15 protein-coding genes are annotated in these 17,761 nt (G+C 71.5%); 7 read left to right on the top strand and 8 right to left on the bottom strand.

Annotation, left to right across the window (positions count from 1 at the left end):
- The 3 genes from G3I53_RS22350 to G3I53_RS22340 all read right to left on the bottom strand — a co-directional run.
- On the bottom strand, positions 1–1,113 hold a 1,113-nt coding region (locus G3I53_RS22350; protein ID WP_164438701.1), incomplete at its 3' end, for an FtsX-like permease family protein.
- 42 nt (positions 1,114–1,155) lie between these two features.
- Entirely contained in the window at positions 1,156–1,911 is a 756-nt protein-coding gene (locus G3I53_RS22345) for an ABC transporter ATP-binding protein (RefSeq protein WP_164339288.1), read from the bottom strand.
- Positions 1,908–2,423, bottom strand: a complete 516-nt coding sequence (locus G3I53_RS22340) for a PadR family transcriptional regulator (RefSeq protein ID WP_164339287.1) — start codon at positions 2,421–2,423, stop codon at positions 1,908–1,910. The genes G3I53_RS22345 and G3I53_RS22340 overlap by 4 nt, the downstream gene beginning before the upstream one ends.
- Positions 2,424–2,549: 126 nt before the next feature.
- On the opposite strand from G3I53_RS22340, the gene G3I53_RS22335 reads away from it, so the two are divergent.
- The 5 genes from G3I53_RS22335 (at position 2,550) to G3I53_RS22315 (ending at position 9,231) form a co-directional block, all read left to right on the top strand.
- Entirely contained in the window at positions 2,550–3,821 is a 1,272-nt protein-coding gene (locus tag G3I53_RS22335) for an ABC transporter substrate-binding protein (RefSeq protein ID WP_164339285.1), read from the top strand.
- Between the two features lie 199 nt (positions 3,822–4,020).
- The gene (locus G3I53_RS22330; protein WP_164339283.1) at positions 4,021–5,643 is read left to right on the top strand and encodes an alpha-amylase family glycosyl hydrolase; all 1,623 of its coding nucleotides are present in this window, start codon (positions 4,021–4,023) and stop codon (positions 5,641–5,643) included.
- Between the two features lie 53 nt (positions 5,644–5,696).
- On the top strand, positions 5,697–7,025 hold the full coding sequence (locus G3I53_RS22325) for an ABC transporter substrate-binding protein (protein ID WP_164339281.1): 1,329 nt from the start codon (positions 5,697–5,699) through the stop codon (positions 7,023–7,025).
- Between the two features lie 5 nt (positions 7,026–7,030).
- The gene (locus G3I53_RS22320) at positions 7,031–8,395 is read left to right on the top strand and encodes an ABC transporter permease subunit (RefSeq protein WP_164339279.1); all 1,365 of its coding nucleotides are present in this window, start codon (positions 7,031–7,033) and stop codon (positions 8,393–8,395) included.
- Entirely contained in the window at positions 8,392–9,231 is an 840-nt protein-coding gene (locus G3I53_RS22315; RefSeq protein ID WP_164339277.1) for a carbohydrate ABC transporter permease, read from the top strand. The genes G3I53_RS22320 and G3I53_RS22315 overlap by 4 nt, the downstream gene beginning before the upstream one ends.
- A gap of 72 nt (positions 9,232–9,303) precedes the next feature.
- Here the strand turns inward: G3I53_RS22315 and pgl are convergent, their stop codons facing one another.
- From pgl to tkt, 5 genes are read right to left on the bottom strand one after another with little or no spacing between them, the layout of a single operon-like run.
- The gene (gene pgl / locus G3I53_RS22310) at positions 9,304–10,089 is read right to left on the bottom strand and encodes a 6-phosphogluconolactonase (RefSeq protein WP_164346362.1); all 786 of its coding nucleotides are present in this window, start codon (positions 10,087–10,089) and stop codon (positions 9,304–9,306) included.
- Positions 10,086–11,177 carry a glucose-6-phosphate dehydrogenase assembly protein OpcA gene (opcA, locus tag G3I53_RS22305; RefSeq protein ID WP_164438700.1) on the bottom strand — a complete coding sequence of 364 codons (1,092 nt, stop codon included), beginning with the start codon at positions 11,175–11,177 and terminating at the stop codon, positions 10,086–10,088. Before opcA ends, pgl begins: the two co-directional genes overlap by 4 nt.
- Positions 11,174–12,697, bottom strand: a complete 1,524-nt coding sequence (gene zwf / locus G3I53_RS22300) for a glucose-6-phosphate dehydrogenase (protein WP_164334657.1) — start codon at positions 12,695–12,697, stop codon at positions 11,174–11,176. Before zwf ends, opcA begins: the two co-directional genes overlap by 4 nt.
- Positions 12,698–12,701: 4 nt before the next feature.
- Positions 12,702–13,820, bottom strand: coding sequence for a transaldolase (gene tal, locus G3I53_RS22295; RefSeq protein WP_164334656.1), 1,119 nt, complete (start codon positions 13,818–13,820; stop codon positions 12,702–12,704).
- Positions 13,821–13,854: 34 nt separating this feature from the next.
- Entirely contained in the window at positions 13,855–15,942 is a 2,088-nt protein-coding gene (gene tkt, locus G3I53_RS22290) for a transketolase (RefSeq protein ID WP_164334655.1), read from the bottom strand.
- 364 nt (positions 15,943–16,306) lie between these two features.
- Here tkt and G3I53_RS22285 point away from each other — a divergent pair, with 364 nt between their 5' ends.
- Both G3I53_RS22285 and G3I53_RS22280 read left to right on the top strand, forming a co-directional pair.
- Positions 16,307–17,260, top strand: a complete 954-nt coding sequence (locus G3I53_RS22285; RefSeq protein ID WP_164334654.1) for a heme o synthase — start codon at positions 16,307–16,309, stop codon at positions 17,258–17,260.
- 98 nt (positions 17,261–17,358) lie between these two features.
- Positions 17,359–17,703, top strand: coding sequence for a hypothetical protein (locus G3I53_RS22280; protein ID WP_164334653.1), 345 nt, complete (start codon positions 17,359–17,361; stop codon positions 17,701–17,703).
- Positions 17,704–17,761: the final 58 nt, after the last annotated feature.

Raw genomic sequence — 17,761 nt, 5'->3', positions numbered from 1 at the left:
CCGCGGCACCGGCACCGGCGGCACCCGTCCGGCCCGCCAGGCGGCGAGCCCGGTGGTCGCGCCGATGAACAGCACCGCTCCGGCCGGGACGGCGAACAGGGCGACGGTGTGCCCGGGCAGCCCCTGCCAGACGGCGAGCGCGTCCCCGAGGCGGCCCGGCACCGCACTGCCCAGCGTGCCGATGAGCACGGCGGCGGCGACGGCGCCCAGCAGGGCGTAGAGCAGGTGCTGGACGAGGAAGACCCGGACGACCTGGCCGGGCGTGAAACCGATGGCCTTCAGCACGGAGATGTCCCGCAGGTGGCCCCGGATCCGGGTGCCGATGGCGCCGTGCACGGCGAACCCGGCGGCGACCAGCGCGCCCAGCCCGAACAGGCCGAGCACCTGGCCCAGCAGCCGGTTGTCGCCCTGCGCCTCGGCGCGCGCCTGCTGCCAGGTGGACACCTCGCCGATCGCCCCGGCCCCGAGCACGGTCACCGCCCGCTGCACCGCGTACCCGGTGTCGCCGGGGTCGGCCAGCCGCAGCCCGATCACCTGCCCGCCCGGGTCGGCCAGGGCGGACGGCAGGGCCCAGACCAGGCCGCGCTGCTCACCCGGCCGGTAGCGCGGCTCGGCGCTGTCGGCGATGCCCACCACGGTCAGCGTGCGTCCCGTGCCGGGCACGGTCAGGGTCTCCCCGGGCGCGGTGAGCAGGGCCCGGGCGAGACGGCTCTCCAGGACCACGCCGTCCGGTGCGGCCGGGTCCAGCCAGTGCCCGGAGACGATCAGCGGGCGGCCGGTGCCGGGCCGCTCGGCGGTGCCGCGCAGCTCCACCGAGGCCCGGCTGCCGCGCGAGGCGAGCGTCAGATCCTCGGTCGGGTAGGGACCGGAGACGGACCGCACGCCGTCCAGCCCGGCCAGCTCGCCCGCGTTCGCCGCGGCGGTGGTGTGCAGGGTCACGTGCGCGCCGTTCGCCTGGGTGAAGACGCGCTGCCACGGGTTGGTGGCGTAGCCGAACAGGGCGGTGGCCAGCAGCAGCGACGCGACGATGCCCGCGGTGGCGAGGACCAGGAACAGCGCCTCGCCGCGGTGCGTGCGCAGATCGGAGTGCGCCCAGCGCAGGGTGGCTCGCACGGGTCTCACCCCCTCGGCACGCAGCGGTCGGACACCTGCATGTCAGTCCTTGAGCTCCAGCACGCCGGAGATGCCCTTGCCGCGCGGCGCCGGCCCGCCGTCGAGGCGGGCGTCGTCGGCGATCCGGCCGTCGAAGAAGCTGATCACCCGGTCCGCGGCGCTGGCGAGCCGGGCGTCGTGGGTGACCATGACGATGGTCTGGCCGCGCTGGTGGAAGCGGGACAGCAGCCGCATCACCTCGCGGGTGCCCTTGCTGTCCAGGCTGCCCGCGGGCTCGTCGGCCAGCAGCAGCGGCGGGTGGTTGACCAGGGCCCGGGCGAGGGCGACCCGCTGCTGCTCACCGCCGGACAGCTCGCCCGGCATGCTCCGCTCCTTGCCCGTCAGGCCCAGCTCCGCGAGCAGCGCCTCGCGCTCCTCGCGGGCCTTGCGGGGCGGCACCCCGGCGAGCAGGGCGGGCAGCTCCACGTTGTCGGCCACGGACAGGTCGGAGACCAGGTTGAAGAACTGGAAGACGATGCCGATGCGCTTGCGGCGCTCGACGGCCCAGCGGGCCTCGCTGTAGCCGTCGGTGCACTCGCCGTCCAGCCAGATGCTGCCCTCGTCGGGGTGCTGGAGCCCGCCGAGCAGGTGCAGCAGCGTCGGCTTGCCCGCGCCGGACGGGCCGGTGACCGCGACGAACTCGCCGCGGTCCACGGACAGGTCCACACCGCGCACGGCGTGCGCGGGGGCGCCCTCGCCGTGGTGCGTCTTGACCAGGCGCTCGGCGCGCAGCACGGGAGCGGTGGTGGTCTCGCTCACTCCAGCTCCTCCAGCTCTTCCTGGCACCGCTCGAGCCAGTCGAGGTCGGCCTGCAGGTGCAGCATCGCACCTTCGATGAGGAGGTGGGCGATGCGGTTGTCCCGGTCCTCGGCGGCGGCCAGTCGCGACAGCTCCCGCATGGTGTTGAGGTACTGCCGCCGCTGCTTGTTGATCAGGGTGATCTGGTCCGTGGCACCGGACTGGGGGGCGAGGGCCAGCTTCATGAAGAACTCGTCCCGCACCCGCGGCTCGTCGGCCGTGTCCTCGAACCAGGCGTCCAGTGCCTCCCGCCCGGCGTCGGTGAGGTGGTAGACCTTCTTGTTGGGCCGGCTCGACTGCTCCACGTCCTCGCCCTCGATCAGCCCCGACTTCTCGAGGCGGCCGAGCGTGACGTATATCTGGCCGACGTTCGGCTGAGGGTACGCGGAGCCCAGCAGTTGCTCAAGGTCCTGCTTGAGCTCGTATCCGTGCGCCGGGCCGCGCGCGAGCAGCGCCAGGAGGGGCAGCCGCACTCGTGCTCTCCTCCTCGCGTGTGGGTAATGTGCCGCAGGCCCTAGTATCGCGCATACCTAACCGGTATACATGGCCTCTGACTCCCGGACGAGGGTGCCCGGGTGCCGGTGTACAGGGAGGAACCTATGCGGTGGATCCATGCCGCGGGTAGGGGCCTCCTCGTCCTGGTCGTCGTCCTCACCGGCTATGTGGCCTCCGGAGCACAGGCCGACGAGGGCTCCTCCGGCGGGCGCGGCCCGCTCACCCTGGCCACGGCCGGGGACCTCACCGGCTATCTCGGCCCCCTGCTCCAGGGCTGGAACCGCAGCCATCCCGGCGAGCGCGTCACCCTCGTCGAACTGCCCGACTCGGCCGACGAGACGCGCGCCCAGATGATCACCGACCTGCGGGCCGGGGAACGCGGCCGGTTCGACGTCCTGAACATCGACGTCAGCTGGACCTCGGAGTTCGCCGCGGCGGGCTGGATCCGTCCGCTGCCGCCGGACAGCTTCCCGCTGGACACCTTCCTGCCCCGGGTCGTCGACACCGCGACCTACGACGACCGGCTCTACGCGGTGCCCTACGTCACCAACGCCGGACTGCTGCTCTACCGCAAGGACGTCCTCGCCGCCGAGGGCGTCCCGCCGCCGCGCACCTGGGCGGACCTGGAGCGGGCCGCGCGGACGCTGGCGCCGAAGTACGGACTGGACGGCTACGCGGGCCAGTTCCTGCCCTACGAGGGCCTGACCGTCAACGCGGCCGAGGCCGTCTACTCGGCGGGCGGCACCATCCTGGGCGACGAGGGCGAGCGGGTCACGGTGAACTCCCGCGCCGCCCGCGAGGGCATCGGCTTCCTCGCCCGGGGCGTCCGCGAGGGCTGGATCCCCGAGGCCGCGCTGGCGTACAAGGAGGAGGAGTCCAAGCAGGCGTTCCAGAACGGCCGGCTGCTCTTCCTGCGGAACTGGCCCTACGCCTACGTCGCCGCCTCCGCCCCGGAGTCGAAGGTCGCCGGCAAGGTCGGCGCGGTGCCGCTGCCGGGGGCGGACGGGCCGGGGACCAGTGTCCTGGGCGGCTCGAACCTGGCCGTCAGCAGCCAGGCCCGGCACCCCGACTCCGCCGCCCGCCTGATCGCGTACCTGACCAGTGAGCGCGTGCAGCGCCAGGTCCTGACCCGGGGTGCCCTGCCGCCGGTGCGGGCGGACCTGTACGACGATCCGGACCTGGTCCGGCGGTTCCCGTACCTGCCGACCCTGCGGGAGAGCGTGCTCGCCGCCGAGCCGCGTCCCAAGAGCCCGCACTACGACCAGGTGAGCCTGGTGGTGCAGGCGGTCGTGCACGACGCGATGACCGGGCGGCAGACGCCCGAGGCCGCGGTGCGCCGGCTGGCGACCGAGCTGGCCGCCGTCTCCTCCCGCTAGCTGCGAGACCCCTGCCGGACTCTTCTAGTTACTTGTTAAGTAACGCGGACATCTCAACTGTGTCCGAAAGGTTCATATTCGCCCCTAATTACGCAGCCCAACTTCCCCGTGGTGTGCGTACGTTCATTGACACCCTCGGGACGCGCCTACCTAACATGCATGCATAACGAACAGCGCTCCTCACAGACAGGTCAATGGGGTGAACAGGCACCACTGGTGGCGTGACGCGGTGATCTATCAGGTGTACGTCCGGAGCTTCCTGGACAGCACCGGTGACGGCATCGGCGATCTCGCCGGCGTCAGGACGGGACTTCCGTACCTGAAGAAGCTCGGCGTGGACGGGATCTGGCTCAGCCCGTTCTACCCCTCACCGCAGCACGACCACGGCTACGACGTCGCCGACTACTGCGGCGTCGACCCGGTCTTCGGCGACCTCGACGAATTCGACCGGCTGGTCGACACCGCCCGGCGGCTGGGCATCAAGGTGCTGCTGGACATCGTCCCGAACCACTGCTCCAGCGAGCACCCGTGGTTCCGGCAGGCGCTCGCCGCGGCCCCCGGCAGCCCGGAGCGCGCCCGCTTCCACTTCGCCGACGGCCGCGGCCCGGACGGCGACGAGCCGCCCAACAACTGGCACGCCATGTTCGGCGGCCCCGCCTGGACCCGCGTCACCGAGCCGGACGGCCGGCCCGGCCAGTGGTACCTGCACATGTTCACGCCCGAGCAGCCGGACTGGAACTGGCGCGACCCCGAGGTCGCCGCCGAGTTCGACCGCACCCTGCGGTTCTGGCTCGACCGGGGCGTCGACGGCTTCCGCATCGACGTCGCCGCCGGCCTCTTCAAGCACCCCGAGCTGCCCGACTCCCCGGACCCGGAGGCCGACGCCCGCACCCGCGACTCGGTCAACCCGCTCGCCTGGAACCAGCCCGAGGTCCACGACGTGTGGCGGCACTGGCGCGCGGTGTGCGAGGAGTACACCGCCCGCGACGGCCGCGAACGCCTCCTGGTCGGCGAGGTCTCCGTGCCGTCCGCCCGCGAGCACGCCAAGTACGTCCGCCCCGACGAACTGCACCAGGCGTTCTTCTTCGACCTGCTGGGCGCCCCCTGGGACGCCGACGCCTTCCGCAAGGTCATATCCGAGGCCATGCAGGACATCGCCGGCACCGGCTCGACGGTCACCTGGGTCCTCAACAACCACGACCAGGTCCGCACCGTCACCCGCTACGGCGAGCCCACCCCCGAGAGCAGCGGCCTCGGCCCCGCCCGCGCCCGGGCCGCCGCGCTGCTGATGCTGGCGCTGCCCGGCGCCGCCTACATCTACCAGGGCGAGGAACTGGGCCTGCCCGAGGTCGTCGACCTGCCTGACGACGTGCTCACCGACCCGATCTTCCGCCGCACCGGCAGCCGGGCCCGGATCCGCGACGGCTGCCGCGTCCCGCTGCCCTGGTCCGGCCAGGCGTCCCCGTTCGGCTTCACCTCCGGCACCGAGGCCGCCCGGCCCTGGCTGCCGCAGCCGGAGTGGTTCGCCGAGTACGCCACCGACCGCGCCCTCGCCGACACCCGCTCCTTCTGGCACCTCTACCGCGACGGCCTGCAGCTGCGCGCCGCCCTCGACCAGCTGGGCGACGGCCCGCTGCGCTGGCTGGACACCCAGCCCGGCGTCCTCGCCTTCGTCCGCGGCGACGACCTGGTCTGCGCCGTCAACTTCGGCACCGCCCCCGTACCCGCCCCGGTGGACGGCGTCCCGCTGCTCGCCAGCGGCCCCTGCCCGCCCGGGGTGCTGCCCGGCTCCACCGCCGCCTGGTGGATCACCGGCACCTGAACCCCCACACCTGCCGTTCTCCCCTCTCCATGTATCCCGAAGGGACATCAACGATGATGCGACGACGCACCACCCTGATCACCGGATGCACCGCCCTCGTCCTCGCCCTCGGCGCCACCGCCTGCGGCGGCGGCGACCCGGTCTCGGCCGGCGGCGGCGACAAGTCGCTCGACGGCCAGACCGTCACCGTCGCCGGTGTCTGGTCCGGCAGCGAGCAGCAGAACTTCCAGAAGGTGCTGGACGCCTTCACCGAGAAGACCGGCGCCAAGACGCAGTTCGTGTCCACCGGCGACAACGTCTCCACCGTCGTCGGCAGCAAGATCGAGGGCGGCAACGCCCCCGACGTCGTGATGGTCCCCCAGGTCGGCGTGCTCAAGCAGTTCGCCGAGAAGGGCTGGCTCAAGCCGCTGGACAAGGACGTCCAGTCGACGGTGAAGGACAACTTCGCCCAGGTGTGGCGCGACTACGGCACCGTCGACGACACCCTGTACGGCCTCTACTTCAAGGCCGCCCACAAGTCCACCGTCTGGTACAGCCCCGAGGCCCTCGAACAGGCCGGGGTGAAGGAGCCCAAGACCTTCGACGAGATGCTGGAGAACGGAAAGACGATCTCCGACTCCGGTCTCGCCGCGTTCTCCGTCGCCGGTCAGGACGGCTGGACGCTCACCGACTGGTTCGAGAACGTCTACCTCTCCCAGGCCGGGCCCGAGAAGTACGACGCCCTCGCCGCCCACGAGATCAAGTGGACCGACCCCACCGTGGTCGACGCGCTCACCACCCTCGGCAAGCTGTTCAAGGACAAGCAGCTCATCGCCGGCGGCCAGAAGGGCGCCCTGAACACCGACTTCCCCGGCTCCGTGGAGAAGGTCTTCGGCCCCAAGGCCGAGGCCGCCATGGTCTACGAGGGTGACTTCGTCGCCGGTGTGGCCAAGGACCAGTTCGGCCGGACCATCGGCACCGACGCCGACTTCTTCCCCTTCCCGCCGGTCGGTGACGGCAAGGCGCCCGTGGTCAGCGGCGGCGACGCGGCCGTCGTGCTCAAGGACGGCAAGAACTCCGAGGCCGGCATGGCCCTCATGGAGTACCTCGCCACCCCGGAGGCCGCGGCCGTGTGGGCCGAGGCCGGCGGCTTCCTCTCCCCGAACAAGAAGCTGGACCTCGCCTCCTACGGCGACGACGTCACCCGCGCCACCGCCGAGTCCCTGATCAACGCCGGCGACTCGGTCCGCTTCGACATGTCCGACCAGGCCCCCGCCGCCTTCGGCGGCACCAAGGGCGCCGGCGAGTGGAAGATCCTGCAGGACTTCCTGCGCGACCCGGCCGACCCGGCGAAGACCGCCGCCGAGCTCGAGGCCGCCGCGGCCAAGGCCTACGGGAACTGACCGCCGTGACCGCCACCGTGGTGAAAGAGGCGAAGCCTCCGGCACCCGTGCATCCCGACGGCGCGCGCAGCCGGCGCGCGCGCCGCCGGGGGCGGGTCATCGCCCTGCTGTTCGTCCTGCCCGCACTGCTCCTGCTGGGCGCGCTCGTCGTGTACCCCGTGCTGTTCTCCGTCGGCCGGAGCCTGTTCGACGCCTCCGGCTCGCAGTTCGTGGGGGTCGACAACTACACCGAGATGTTCCGCGACCCGACCACCCTCACCGCCGTGCGGAACACCGCCATCTGGGTCGTGGTCGCCCCCACCCTGCTCACCGGCCTGGGCCTGATCCTGGCCGTGCTGGTGGAGAAGATCCGCTGGGCCACCGCCTTCAAGCTGTTGCTGTTCATGCCGATGGCGGTGTCCTTCCTGGCGGCCGGCATCATCTTCCGGCTCGCCTACGACGAGGACCCCGACAAGGGCGTCCTCAACGCGGCCGTCGTCGGCGTCCACGACGCCTTCAAGGGCACCTCGTCCTACCCGGACGCCCGCCCCCGCGACGACGAGGGCCTGACCCGGCAGCCGGACGGCTCGTACGCCACCGGCGCCGACGTCTCGCCCGGCGGCACGGCGGCCCTCGGTCTGGTCGGCGTCGCCCCCAAGGACCTGCCGGGCGACGCCGAACCCGCCCGCGAGGCGGCCGCCCGCACGGCGGGCGCCGACGAGGTGCGCGGCGTGGTCTACCTCGACTTCACGCCCGGCGGGGGAGGGGAACCGGGAGTCGTCGACGACCGGGAGAGCGGACTGCCCGGAATGAAGGTCGAGGCGGTCCGGGACGGGAAGACCGTCGCGAGCACCACCACCGCGGCCGACGGATCCTTCCGGTTCACCGGCCTTGAAGGCGGCGGCTACACCCTGAAGCTGCCCGCCGACAACTTCGCACCGCCCTACGAGGGCATCTCCTGGCTGGGCCCCACCCTCGTCACCCCGGCCATCATCGGCGCCTACCTGTGGATCTGGACCGGCTTCGCCATGGTGCTGATCGGCGCGGGCCTCGCCGCCCTGCCCCGGGACGCCCTGGAGGCCGCCCGGATGGACGGCGCCAACGAGTGGCAGATCTTCCGGAAGATCACCGTGCCGCTGCTGGGGCCCGTGCTCACCGTCGTGTTCGTCACCCTGGTGATCAACGTGATGAAGGTCTTCGACCTCGTCTACATCATCGCGCCGGGGCCGGTGCAGGAGGACGCGACCGTGCTGGCCACCCAGATGTGGCTGGTCTCGTTCGGCGGCGGCAACGACCAGGGGCTGGGCAGCGCTCTCGGCGTGCTCCTGCTGCTGCTCGTCATCCCCGCCATGGTCTTCAACGTCCGACGCTTCCGAAGGAGCCAGCGATGAACGCGATCCGGCGCGGACTGAGCAGCGCCGTGGTGCAGGCCTTCCTGGTCGTCATCGGCCTGGTGTGGATGACCCCGCTGGCCGGGCTGTTCCTGTCCTCGATGCGGTCCGCCGAGGACACCGCCAAGGGCGGCTGGTGGACCGTCTTCACCGCTCCGGGGCAGTTGTCCTTCGACAACTACACGGCGCTGCTGAAGAACTCGGGCATGACCCAGGCGTTCTGGAACACCGTGCTGATCTCGGTGCCGACCACCGTGCTCGTCGTGGTGGTCGCCGCGCTCGCCGGCTACGCCTTCGCCTGGCTGGACTTCCCCGGCCGCGAGCCCGTCTTCCTGCTCGTGGTCGCCCTGCTGGTCGTCCCGGTGCAGATCGGTCTGCTGCCGGTCGCCAAACTCTTCGGCCAGCTGGGGCTGTTCGGCACCATCCCCGGTGTCGTGCTGTTCCACGTGGCGTACGGGCTGCCGTTCGCCGTGTTCCTGCTGCGCAACTACTTCGCGGAGATGCCGAAGGAGATGCTGGAGGCCGCCCGCATGGACGGCGGCACCGAATGGCGGATCTTCACCCGCCTGGTGCTGCCGGTGGGCCGCCCGGCCATCGCCAGCCTGGCCATCTTCCAGTTCCTGTGGGTGTGGAACGACATGCTGGTGGCGCTGCTGTTCGCGGACAGCTCCTCGCAGCCCCTGACGGTGGAACTGCAGTCGCAGATCCGCCAGTTCGGCAGCAACATCGACGTGCTCGCGCCGGGGGCGTTCCTGTCCCTGGTCGTGCCGGTGGCCGTGTTCTTCGCGTTCCAGCGGCACTTCGTGCAGGGCGTCATGGCGGGGTCCGTGAAGTAGCCCGACGGCGAAGGGGCGGTGAGGGAGACACCCTCACCGCCCCTTCGCCGCTGCGTACGCCCGGCGGGCCGCCTACGGCGACGCCGGCGGGTACAGCGACCGCGGCAGCTGCGACGCCGCCGCCGCGTCCAGCAGCCACAGGGTGCGGGCCCGGCCGCGGGCGCCCGCCGCCGGTGCCTGGATCTCGCCCGCGCCCGACAGGGCGATGGCCGCGGCCTCCGCCTTGTCCTCACCGGCGGCCAGCAGCCACACCTCGCGGGCCGCCCGGATCGCCGGCAGGGTCAGCGACACCCGGGTCGGCGGGGGCTTCGGCGCGCCGTGCACCCCCACCACCGTGCGCTCCGTCTCGCGGACCGCGGGCAGCTCCGGGAACAGGGACGCCACATGCGTGTCCGGCCCCACGCCCAGCATCAGGACGTCGAACTCCGGGACCGGTCCGTGGTCCTCGGGGCCCGCGGCCCGGGCCAGCTCCTCCGCGTACGCGGCGGCCGCCGCGTCCACGTCGGCGCCGTGCGGGCCGTCCGAGGCGGGCATGGCGTGCACCCGCTCCGGGTCCACCGGCACCGCGTCGAGGAGCGCCTTGCGCGCCTGGGTGACATTGCGGTCCGGGTCGCCCTCGGGCAGGAACCGCTCGTCGCCCCACCACAGATCGATCCGGCCCCAGTCCACCGCGTCCCGCGCGGGGGCCGCCGCCAGCGCGGCCAGCAGGCCGTTGCCGTTGCGGCCACCGGTCAGCACGACCGACGCCGAACCCCGCGAGGACTGCGCGTCCACGATCCGGGTGATCAGCCGGGCCGCCGCGGCCTGCGCCATCAGCTCCGTGTCGCGGTGCACGACCAGCTGGGGTGCCGTACTCATGTCGCTCCCGCCTTCTTCACCGGTGCCTCCTCGGTCGCTTGGGCCGCGGGTGCTTTCGCAGCCGACCCGACGGGGGCGGGGACCGCCTCGGCCCGGGCGCCTCCTTTGGCGGGCCCGTCACCGGCCGCGGCCGTCGGGGCCGCCCCGGCCGGTGCCCGGCCGCCCGTCCTCAGCCGCTCGACGCCGTACCGCAGCGCCGACGCGTACGTGTCGTCCGGGTCCAGGCGGCGCAGCTCCTCCGCGATCAGCTCGGCCGTGTCGCGGCGCTTGAGCGCCACCGCACGCTTGGGCTGACCCTGGATGGACAGCGTCGCCAGCGAACCGTCGGGCCGGTCCAGCACCACCGGCCCGCAGTCGGTCTCCATGCGGACGGCGGTGAGGCCCGGCCCGCTCGACAGCGAGCGCCGCACGGGGACGTCCAGCCGGTCCGCGAGCCACATGGCCAGCAGCTCGCAGCTCGGGTTGAACTCCTCGCCCTCCACCTCCACGCTCTGCACCTTGCAGGTCACCTGGTCCAGCGCCGCGGCCAGCATCGAGCGCCACGGCGTGATGCGGGTCCACGACAGGTCCGTGTCGCCCGGGGTGTAGGCGGCGGCGCGGGCGGTGAGCTCCCGCACCGGCTGCTCGCAGGCGTAGGTGTCGGTCACCCGGCGCTGGGCCAGCGCGCCCAGTGGGTCCCCGGCCGGGTCGAGCGGGGCGTTGACCGGCCACCACACCACCACCGGGGCGTCCGGCAGGAGCAGCGGCAGGACCACCGACTGGGCGTGGTCGACGACCTCGCCGTGCAGCCGGAGCACCACCGTCTCGCCGGTGCCGGCGTCCGCTCCCACCCGCACCTCGGCGTCCAGCCGGGACTGGGTGCGGTCGCGCGGCGACCGCGAGACGCGCCGGATGACGACGAGCATCCGCGAGGGGTGCTCGTGGGAGGCGTCGCTCGCCGCCTTCAGCGCGTCGTAGGCGTTCTCCTCGTCCGTCACGATGACCAGGGTGAGGACCATGCCGACGGCCGGGGTGCCGATCGCCCGGCGGCCCTTCACCAGCGCCTTGTTGATCTTGCTGGCCGTGGTGTCCGTGAGGTCTATCTTCATGGCCGGCGCCAGCTCCGTCCGTCTCGCTCGAGCATTTCGTCCGCCTCCACCGGCCCCCACGTACCGGCCGGGTACTGCGCCGGCCGGCCGTGGGCGTCCCAGTACTCCTCGATCGGGTCGAGGATCTTCCAGGACAGCTCGACCTCCTCCGTGCGCGGGAAGAGGTTGGAGTCGCCGAGCAGCACGTCGAGGATGAGCCGTTCGTACGCCTCCGGGCTGGACTCGGTGAACGACTCGCCGTAGGCGAAGTCCATCGACACGTCCCGGATCTCCATCGACGTGCCCGGCACCTTCGAGCCGAAGCGCACCGTGACGCCCTCGTCGGGCTGCACCCGGATGACGATCGCGTTGGAGCCCAGCTCCTCGGTGGCCGTCGTGTCGAAGGGGGAGTGCGGGGCGCGCTGGAAGACCACCGCGATCTCCGTGACCCGGCGGCCCAGCCGCTTGCCGGTGCGCAGGTAGAAGGGGACGCCCGCCCAGCGGCGGTTGTCGATGCCCAGCTTGATCGCCGCGTAGGTGTCGGTCGTGGAGGAGGCGTCGATGCCGTCCTCCTCCAGGTAGCCGACCGCCTTCGCGCCGCCCTGCCAGCCGGCCGCGTACTGCCCGCGCACGGTGTCGCGGCCCAGGTCCTTCGGCAGCCGCACCGCACCGAGCACCTTGGTCTTCTCGGCGGCCAGCGCGTCCGCTCCGAAGGAGGCGGGCTCCTCCATCGCGGTCAGCGCCAGCAGTTGCAGCAGGTGGTTCTGGATGACGTCGCGGGCCGCGCCGATGCCGTCGTAGTAGCCGGCCCGGCCGCCGATGCCGATGTCCTCGGCCATGGTGATCTGCACGTGGTCGACGAACGACCGGTTCCAGATCGGTTCGAACATGGTGTTGGCGAAGCGCAGCGCCAGGATGTTCTGGACGGTCTCCTTGCCCAGGTAGTGGTCGATCCGGAAGACCTGGTCCGGGGCGAACACCTCGTGGACGATCGCGTTCAGTTCCTCGGCCGACCTCAGGTCGTGCCCGAACGGCTTCTCGATGACCGCCCGCCGCCAGGAACCGCCCGTCTGGTCCGCCAGGCCGTGCTTCTTCAGCTGCTGGATGACCACCGGGAAGGAGCGCGGCGGCACCGACAGGTAGAAGGCGAAGTTGCCGCCCGTGCCCTGTGCCTTGTCCAGCTCCTCGATGGTGCCGCGCAACCGCTCGAAGGCGTCGTCGTCGTCGAAGGTGCCCTGGACGAACCGCATCCCCTGGATGAGCTGCTGCCAGACCTCCTCCCGGAAGGGAGTGCGGGCGTGCTCCTTGACCGCGTCGTGGACCTCCTGCGCGAAGTCCTCGTGGGCCCACTCCCGGCGGGCGAAGCCGACCAGCGAGAAGCCCGGCGGGAGCAGGCCGCGGTTGGCCAGGTCGTAGACCGCGGGCATGAGCTTCTTGCGTGACAGGTCGCCCGTGACGCCGAAGATGACCAGGCCCGACGGCCCCGCGATGCGCGGGAGCCGCCGGTCCGCGGGGTCACGCAGCGGGTTGCTGCTCGACAACGTGTCAGCCCTCCGAGGGGGCGAGGCGCGACAGCTCCGCCTCGGTCGACTTCAGCAGGTCGTTCCAGGACGCCTCGAACTTCTCGACGCCCTCGTCCTCCAGGAGCTGGACGACCTCGTCGTAGGAGATGCCCAGCTTCTCCACCGCGTCGAGGTCGGCGCGCGCCTGCTCGTAGGTGCCGGAGACGGTGTCGCCGGTGATCTCGCCGTGGTCCTCGGTGGCGAACAGGGTGGCCTCGGGCATGGTGTTGACCGTGTTCGGCGCGACCAGCTCGGTGACGTACATGGTGTCCTGGTACGCCTTGTCCTTCACACCGGTGGACGCCCACAGCGGACGCTGCTTGTTGGCGCCCTCGCGCTCCAGCGCGTTCCAGCGGTCGGAGGAGAAGATCTCCTCGTAGGCCTGGTAGGCGAGGCGCGCGTTGGCGATGGCGGCCTTGCCGCGCAGCGCCTTGGCCTCGTCGGTGCCCAGGGCGTCGAGCCGCTTGTCGATCTCGGTGTCCACGCGGGACACGAAGAACGAGGCCACGGAGTGGATCTTCGACAGGTCCAGGCCGCGCTCCCGGGCCTTCTCCAGGCCGGTCAGGAACGCGTCCATCACCTTGCGGTAGCGCTCCAGGGAGAAGATCAGCGTGACGTTCACGCTGATGCCCAGGCCGATGGTCTCGGCGATCGCCGGGAGGCCGGCCTCGGTCGCCGGGATCTTGATCAGGGTGTTGGGGCGGTCCACCAGCCACGCCAGCTGCTTGGCCTCCGCGACGGTCGCCCGGGTGTCGTGCGCCAGGCGCGGGTCGACCTCGATCGAGACCCGGCCGTCCCGGCCGTCGGTGGAGTCGAACACCGGGCGCAGGATGTCGGCGGCGTCCCGGACGTCCGCCGTGGTGATCATGCGGATGGCCTCTTCGACGGTGACCTTGCGGGCGGCGAGGTCGGTGAGCTGCGTGTCGTAGCCGTCGCCCTCGCTGATCGCCTTCTGGAAGATCGTCGGGTTGGTGGTGACGCCCACGACGTGCTGCTGGTCCATCAGCTCGGCGAGGTTGCCGGACGTGATGCGCTTGCGCGACAGGTCGTCCAGCCAGATCGCGACGCCTTCCTCGGAGAGGCGCTTGAGTGCGTCGGTCATGGAATTTCCATCTCCTACGTGTCGTGTATGAGCGTCAGCGCTGAGCAGCGGTGAGCGATTCCCGGGCGACGGCGGCCACGTTGTCGGCCGTGAAGCCGAACTTCTCGAACAGCACCTTGCCGTCGGCCGACGCACCGAAGTGCTCCAGGGACACGATGCGCCCGGCGTCCCCGACGTACTTGTGCCAGGTGAGACCGATGCCGGCCTCCACCGCGACGCGCGCCCGCACGGACGGCGGCAGGACGCTGTCCCGGTACCCCTGGTCCTGCTCCTCGAACCACTCCACGGACGGCATGGACACCACGCGCGTCGGCACGCCCTCGGCCTGGAGCCGCTCGCGCGCCTCCACCGCCACGTGCACCTCGGAACCGGTCGCGATCAGGATCAGCTGCGGCTCACCGCCGTCGGCCTCGAACATCACGTAGCCGCCGCGGGCCGCGTCCTCGTTCGGCTCGTACGTCGGCACGCCCTGCCGGGTCAGCGCCAGGCCGTGCGGGGCGCCCACGCCGAACTCCTTGGTCCAGCGCTTGAGGATCTCCCGCCAGGCGATCGCGGTCTCGTTGGCGTCCGCGGGGCGCACGACGTTCAGGCCGGGGATGGCGCGCAGCGAGGCCAGGTGCTCGACCGGCTGGTGCGTCGGGCCGTCCTCGCCCAGACCGATGGAGTCGTGCGTCCACACGTACGTCACCGGCAGGTGCATCAGGGCCGACAGCCGCACCGCGTTGCGCATGTAGTCGGAGAACACCAGGAAGGTGCCGCCGTAGATCCGGGTGTTGCCGTGCAGCGCGATGCCGTTCATCTCCGCGGCCATGGCGTGCTCGCGGATGCCGAAGTGGATCGTCCGGCCGTACGGGTCCGCCTCGGGCAGCGGGTTGTCCGCCGGGAGGAAGGACGACGTCTTGTCGATCGTGGTGTTGTTGGAGCCCGCCAGGTCGGCCGAGCCGCCCCACAGCTCCGGGATCACCGCGCCGAGGGCCTGCAGCACCTTGCCGGAGGCGGCACGGGTGGCGACCCCCTTGCCCGGCTCGAACACCGGGATGCTGTCCTCCCAGCCCTTGGGCAGCTCACCGGCCGCGACCCGGTCGAACTCGGCCGCGCGCTCCGGGTTGGCCGAGCGCCACTCCTGGAAGGACTTCTCCCACTCGGCCTTCGCGCGGCTGCCGCGCTCCAGGGCCTTGCGGGTGTGCGCGATGACCTCGTCGGACACCTCGAAGCTCTGCTCCGGGTCGAAGCCCAGGACGCGCTTGGTGGCCGCGACCTCCTCCTCGCCGAGCGCGGAGCCGTGCGCGGCCTCGGTGTTCTGCGCGTTCGGCGCGGGCCAGGCGATGATCGAGCGCATGGCGATGAAGGACGGCCGGTCGGTGACCTTCTTCGCCTCCTCGATCGCGTCGTAGAGCGCGTGCGGGTCCAGGTCGCCGTCCGGCTTCGGGGCCACCCGCTGCACGTGCCAGCCGTACGCCTCGTACCGCTTGACGGTGTCCTCCGAGACGGCCGTCTCGGTGTCGCCCTCGATCGAGATGTGGTTGTCGTCCCACAGCAGCACCAGGTTGCCCAGCTTCTGGTGGCCCGCCATCGAGGACGCCTCGGCGGAAATGCCCTCCTGGAGGCAGCCGTCACCGGCGATGCAGTAGACGTAGTGGTCGAAGGGGGACTCGCCCTGCGGCGCCTCGGGGTCGAACAGGCCGCGCTCGTACCGGGCGGCCATCGCCATGCCGACCGCGTTGGCGACGCCCTGACCCAGCGGGCCGGTCGTCGTCTCCACGCCCGTGGTGTGTCCGTACTCCGGGTGGCCCGGGGTCTTCGAGCCCCAGGTGCGGAAGGACTTCAGATCGTCCAGCTCCAGGCCGAAGCCGGCCAGGTACAACTGGGTGTAGAGGGTCAGGGACGAGTGGCCGGCGGACAGCACGAAACGGTCGCGTCCGACCCAGTTCGCATCGGCCGGGTCGTGGCGCATCACCTTCTGGAAGAGGGTGTAGGCAGCGGGCGCGAGGCTCATCGCCGTACCCGGATGGCCGTTGCCAACCTTCTGTACGGCATCGGCGGCCAGGACGCGGGCGGTGTCCACGGCCCGCTGGTCCAGTTCGGTCCACTCGAGGTCTGTGGTGGTCGGCTTGGTGCTCACCCTGAGTCAGGGCTCCTCTCCACATGTCGGATGCCGGTGATTTCCCACCGGCGTGGTCGAGCCTACCCCCGTAGGACGTGCGATTTTTCGAGCCATTCCAGACTGCCGGGCCTCCTCGGGATCCGCCTCCCGACCGGGAAGCACCGGCATTCGGCAGATGAATACGGAGCCGCTCATCCGGGTGCTCAATCGAGCTTCGATCCGCACCTCCGGGACCCCCCGGGAGACCCCCCGCGACGCCGTCTTCCAACACGAGCCCACCCCCGCGAATGTCCGGGTCTGGGCAACGTCTACAGTGGCGTGGTACGCGCGAGCCTTTACCGTGGCTTCACACGCCGAGGCTTGCTGGGATGTCTCTGTAGGGGTGTGCGTGACGGCCGTTGAATCCCGTCCACCGGGAGTACTGGGGGCCAGCCAGAGCCCGGCCCGTCGGCCGTTCGGGGCCCGCGTGATGGCGTTCGTGGCCCTCACCAAGCCGCGGATCATCGAGCTGCTCCTCATCACCACCGTGCCGGTGATGTTCCTGGCGCAGCAGGGCGTGCCCGACCTGACGCTGGTGCTGCTCACCTGCGTGGGCGGCTACCTGTCGGCGGGCGGGGCCAACGCGCTCAACATGTACATCGACCGCGACATCGACGCGCTGATGGACCGCACCGCGCAGCGGCCGCTGGTGACCGGCATGGTCAGCCCGCGCGAGTGCCTCACCTTCGGCATCGCCCTGGCGGTCGTCTCCACCCTGCTGTTCGGCCTGACCGTCAACTGGCTGTCGGCCTGGCTCGCGCTCGGCGCCCTCCTCTTCTACGTGGTCGTCTACACGATGATCCTGAAGCGGCGCACCGCGCAGAACATCGTGTGGGGCGGCATCGCGGGCTGCATGCCGGTGCTGATCGGCTGGTCCGCGGTCACCAACTCGCTGTCCTGGGCGCCGGTCGTGCTCTTCCTCGTCATCTTCTTCTGGACGCCGCCGCACTACTGGCCGCTGTCCATGAAGGTGAAGGAGGACTACGCGCGGGTGGGCGTACCGATGCTGCCGGTCATCGCCGGCAACAAGGCCGTCGCCAAGCAGATCGTCCTCTACAGCTGGGTCATGGTGGCGGTCTCCCTGCTGCTCACCCCGCTGGGCTACACCGGCTGGTTCTACACCGCGGTCGCCCTGGCGGCCGGCGGCTGGTGGCTGTGGGAGGCGCACGCGCTGCTGAACCGGGCCAAGGCCGAGGTGACGGGCGCCAAGCTCAAGGAGATGCGCCTGTTCCACTGGTCCATCACCTACGTCTCCCTGCTGTTCGTCGCGATCGCCGTGGACCCCTTCCTGCGGTAGCGGCACCTCACCGAAACGCCGTACGGGCGGGGCACAGTGGCCAAGGCCACGGACCCCGCCCGTCGCCGTTCGATCTACCCGTCGGTAGCATCCTGACCATGGCAGACACGCAGCAGGCGGACCCGAAGGCCGCGCAGAAGGCCGCACGCAAGGCGGACCGGCTCGCCCAGCAGATCAACAGCTTCGCCAAGCGCCACGGCACGACAGAGGGGCACGTCGCCCACCTCGGTCGGCGCGGCGCCCGCATCGTCCTCGTCGCCGAGAACGGCGACTGGGGCGACCTGGTGGCCCCCTCCACCGACATCGCCCGGCAGGCCGTCGAGAAGGCGGGCATCACCGTCCACGAGGAGTTCGACGGCGAGTTCGCCGCCCGGGTCAGGACCGGCCCGTACGAGTGGTCCCGCATGGCGGGCATCCAGGTGGGCGGCCCGAGCAACACCTGAGGGCGCCCTCACCCGTTAGGACCGTAGGAGCGCGGGACCCGGCGACGGGTCGGTGGGG

The organism is Streptomyces sp. SID14436, assembly GCF_010548465.1.
In the GTDB taxonomy this organism is placed as follows: Bacteria; Actinomycetota; Actinomycetes; order Streptomycetales; family Streptomycetaceae; genus Streptomyces.
This window is presented reverse-complemented; position numbering and strand designations above follow the sequence as displayed.

Bases quoted from the DNA above. Each gene is read 5' to 3' on its own strand.
- G3I53_RS22335 (WP_164339285.1), top strand. From the start codon at position 2,550: ATGCGGTGGATCCATGCCGCGGGTAGGGGCCTCCTCGTCCTGGTCGTC.
- G3I53_RS22325 (WP_164339281.1), top strand. From the start codon at position 5,697: ATGATGCGACGACGCACCACCCTGATCACCGGATGCACCGCCCTCGTC.
- G3I53_RS22315 (WP_164339277.1), top strand. From the start codon at position 8,392: ATGAACGCGATCCGGCGCGGACTGAGCAGCGCCGTGGTGCAGGCCTTC.
- pgl (WP_164346362.1), bottom strand. From the start codon at position 10,089: ATGAGTACGGCACCCCAGCTGGTCGTGCACCGCGACACGGAGCTGATG.
- opcA (WP_164438700.1), bottom strand. From the start codon at position 11,177: ATGAAGATAGACCTCACGGACACCACGGCCAGCAAGATCAACAAGGCG.
- tal (WP_164334656.1), bottom strand. From the start codon at position 13,820: ATGACCGACGCACTCAAGCGCCTCTCCGAGGAAGGCGTCGCGATCTGG.
- G3I53_RS22280 (WP_164334653.1), top strand. From the start codon at position 17,359: ATGGCAGACACGCAGCAGGCGGACCCGAAGGCCGCGCAGAAGGCCGCA.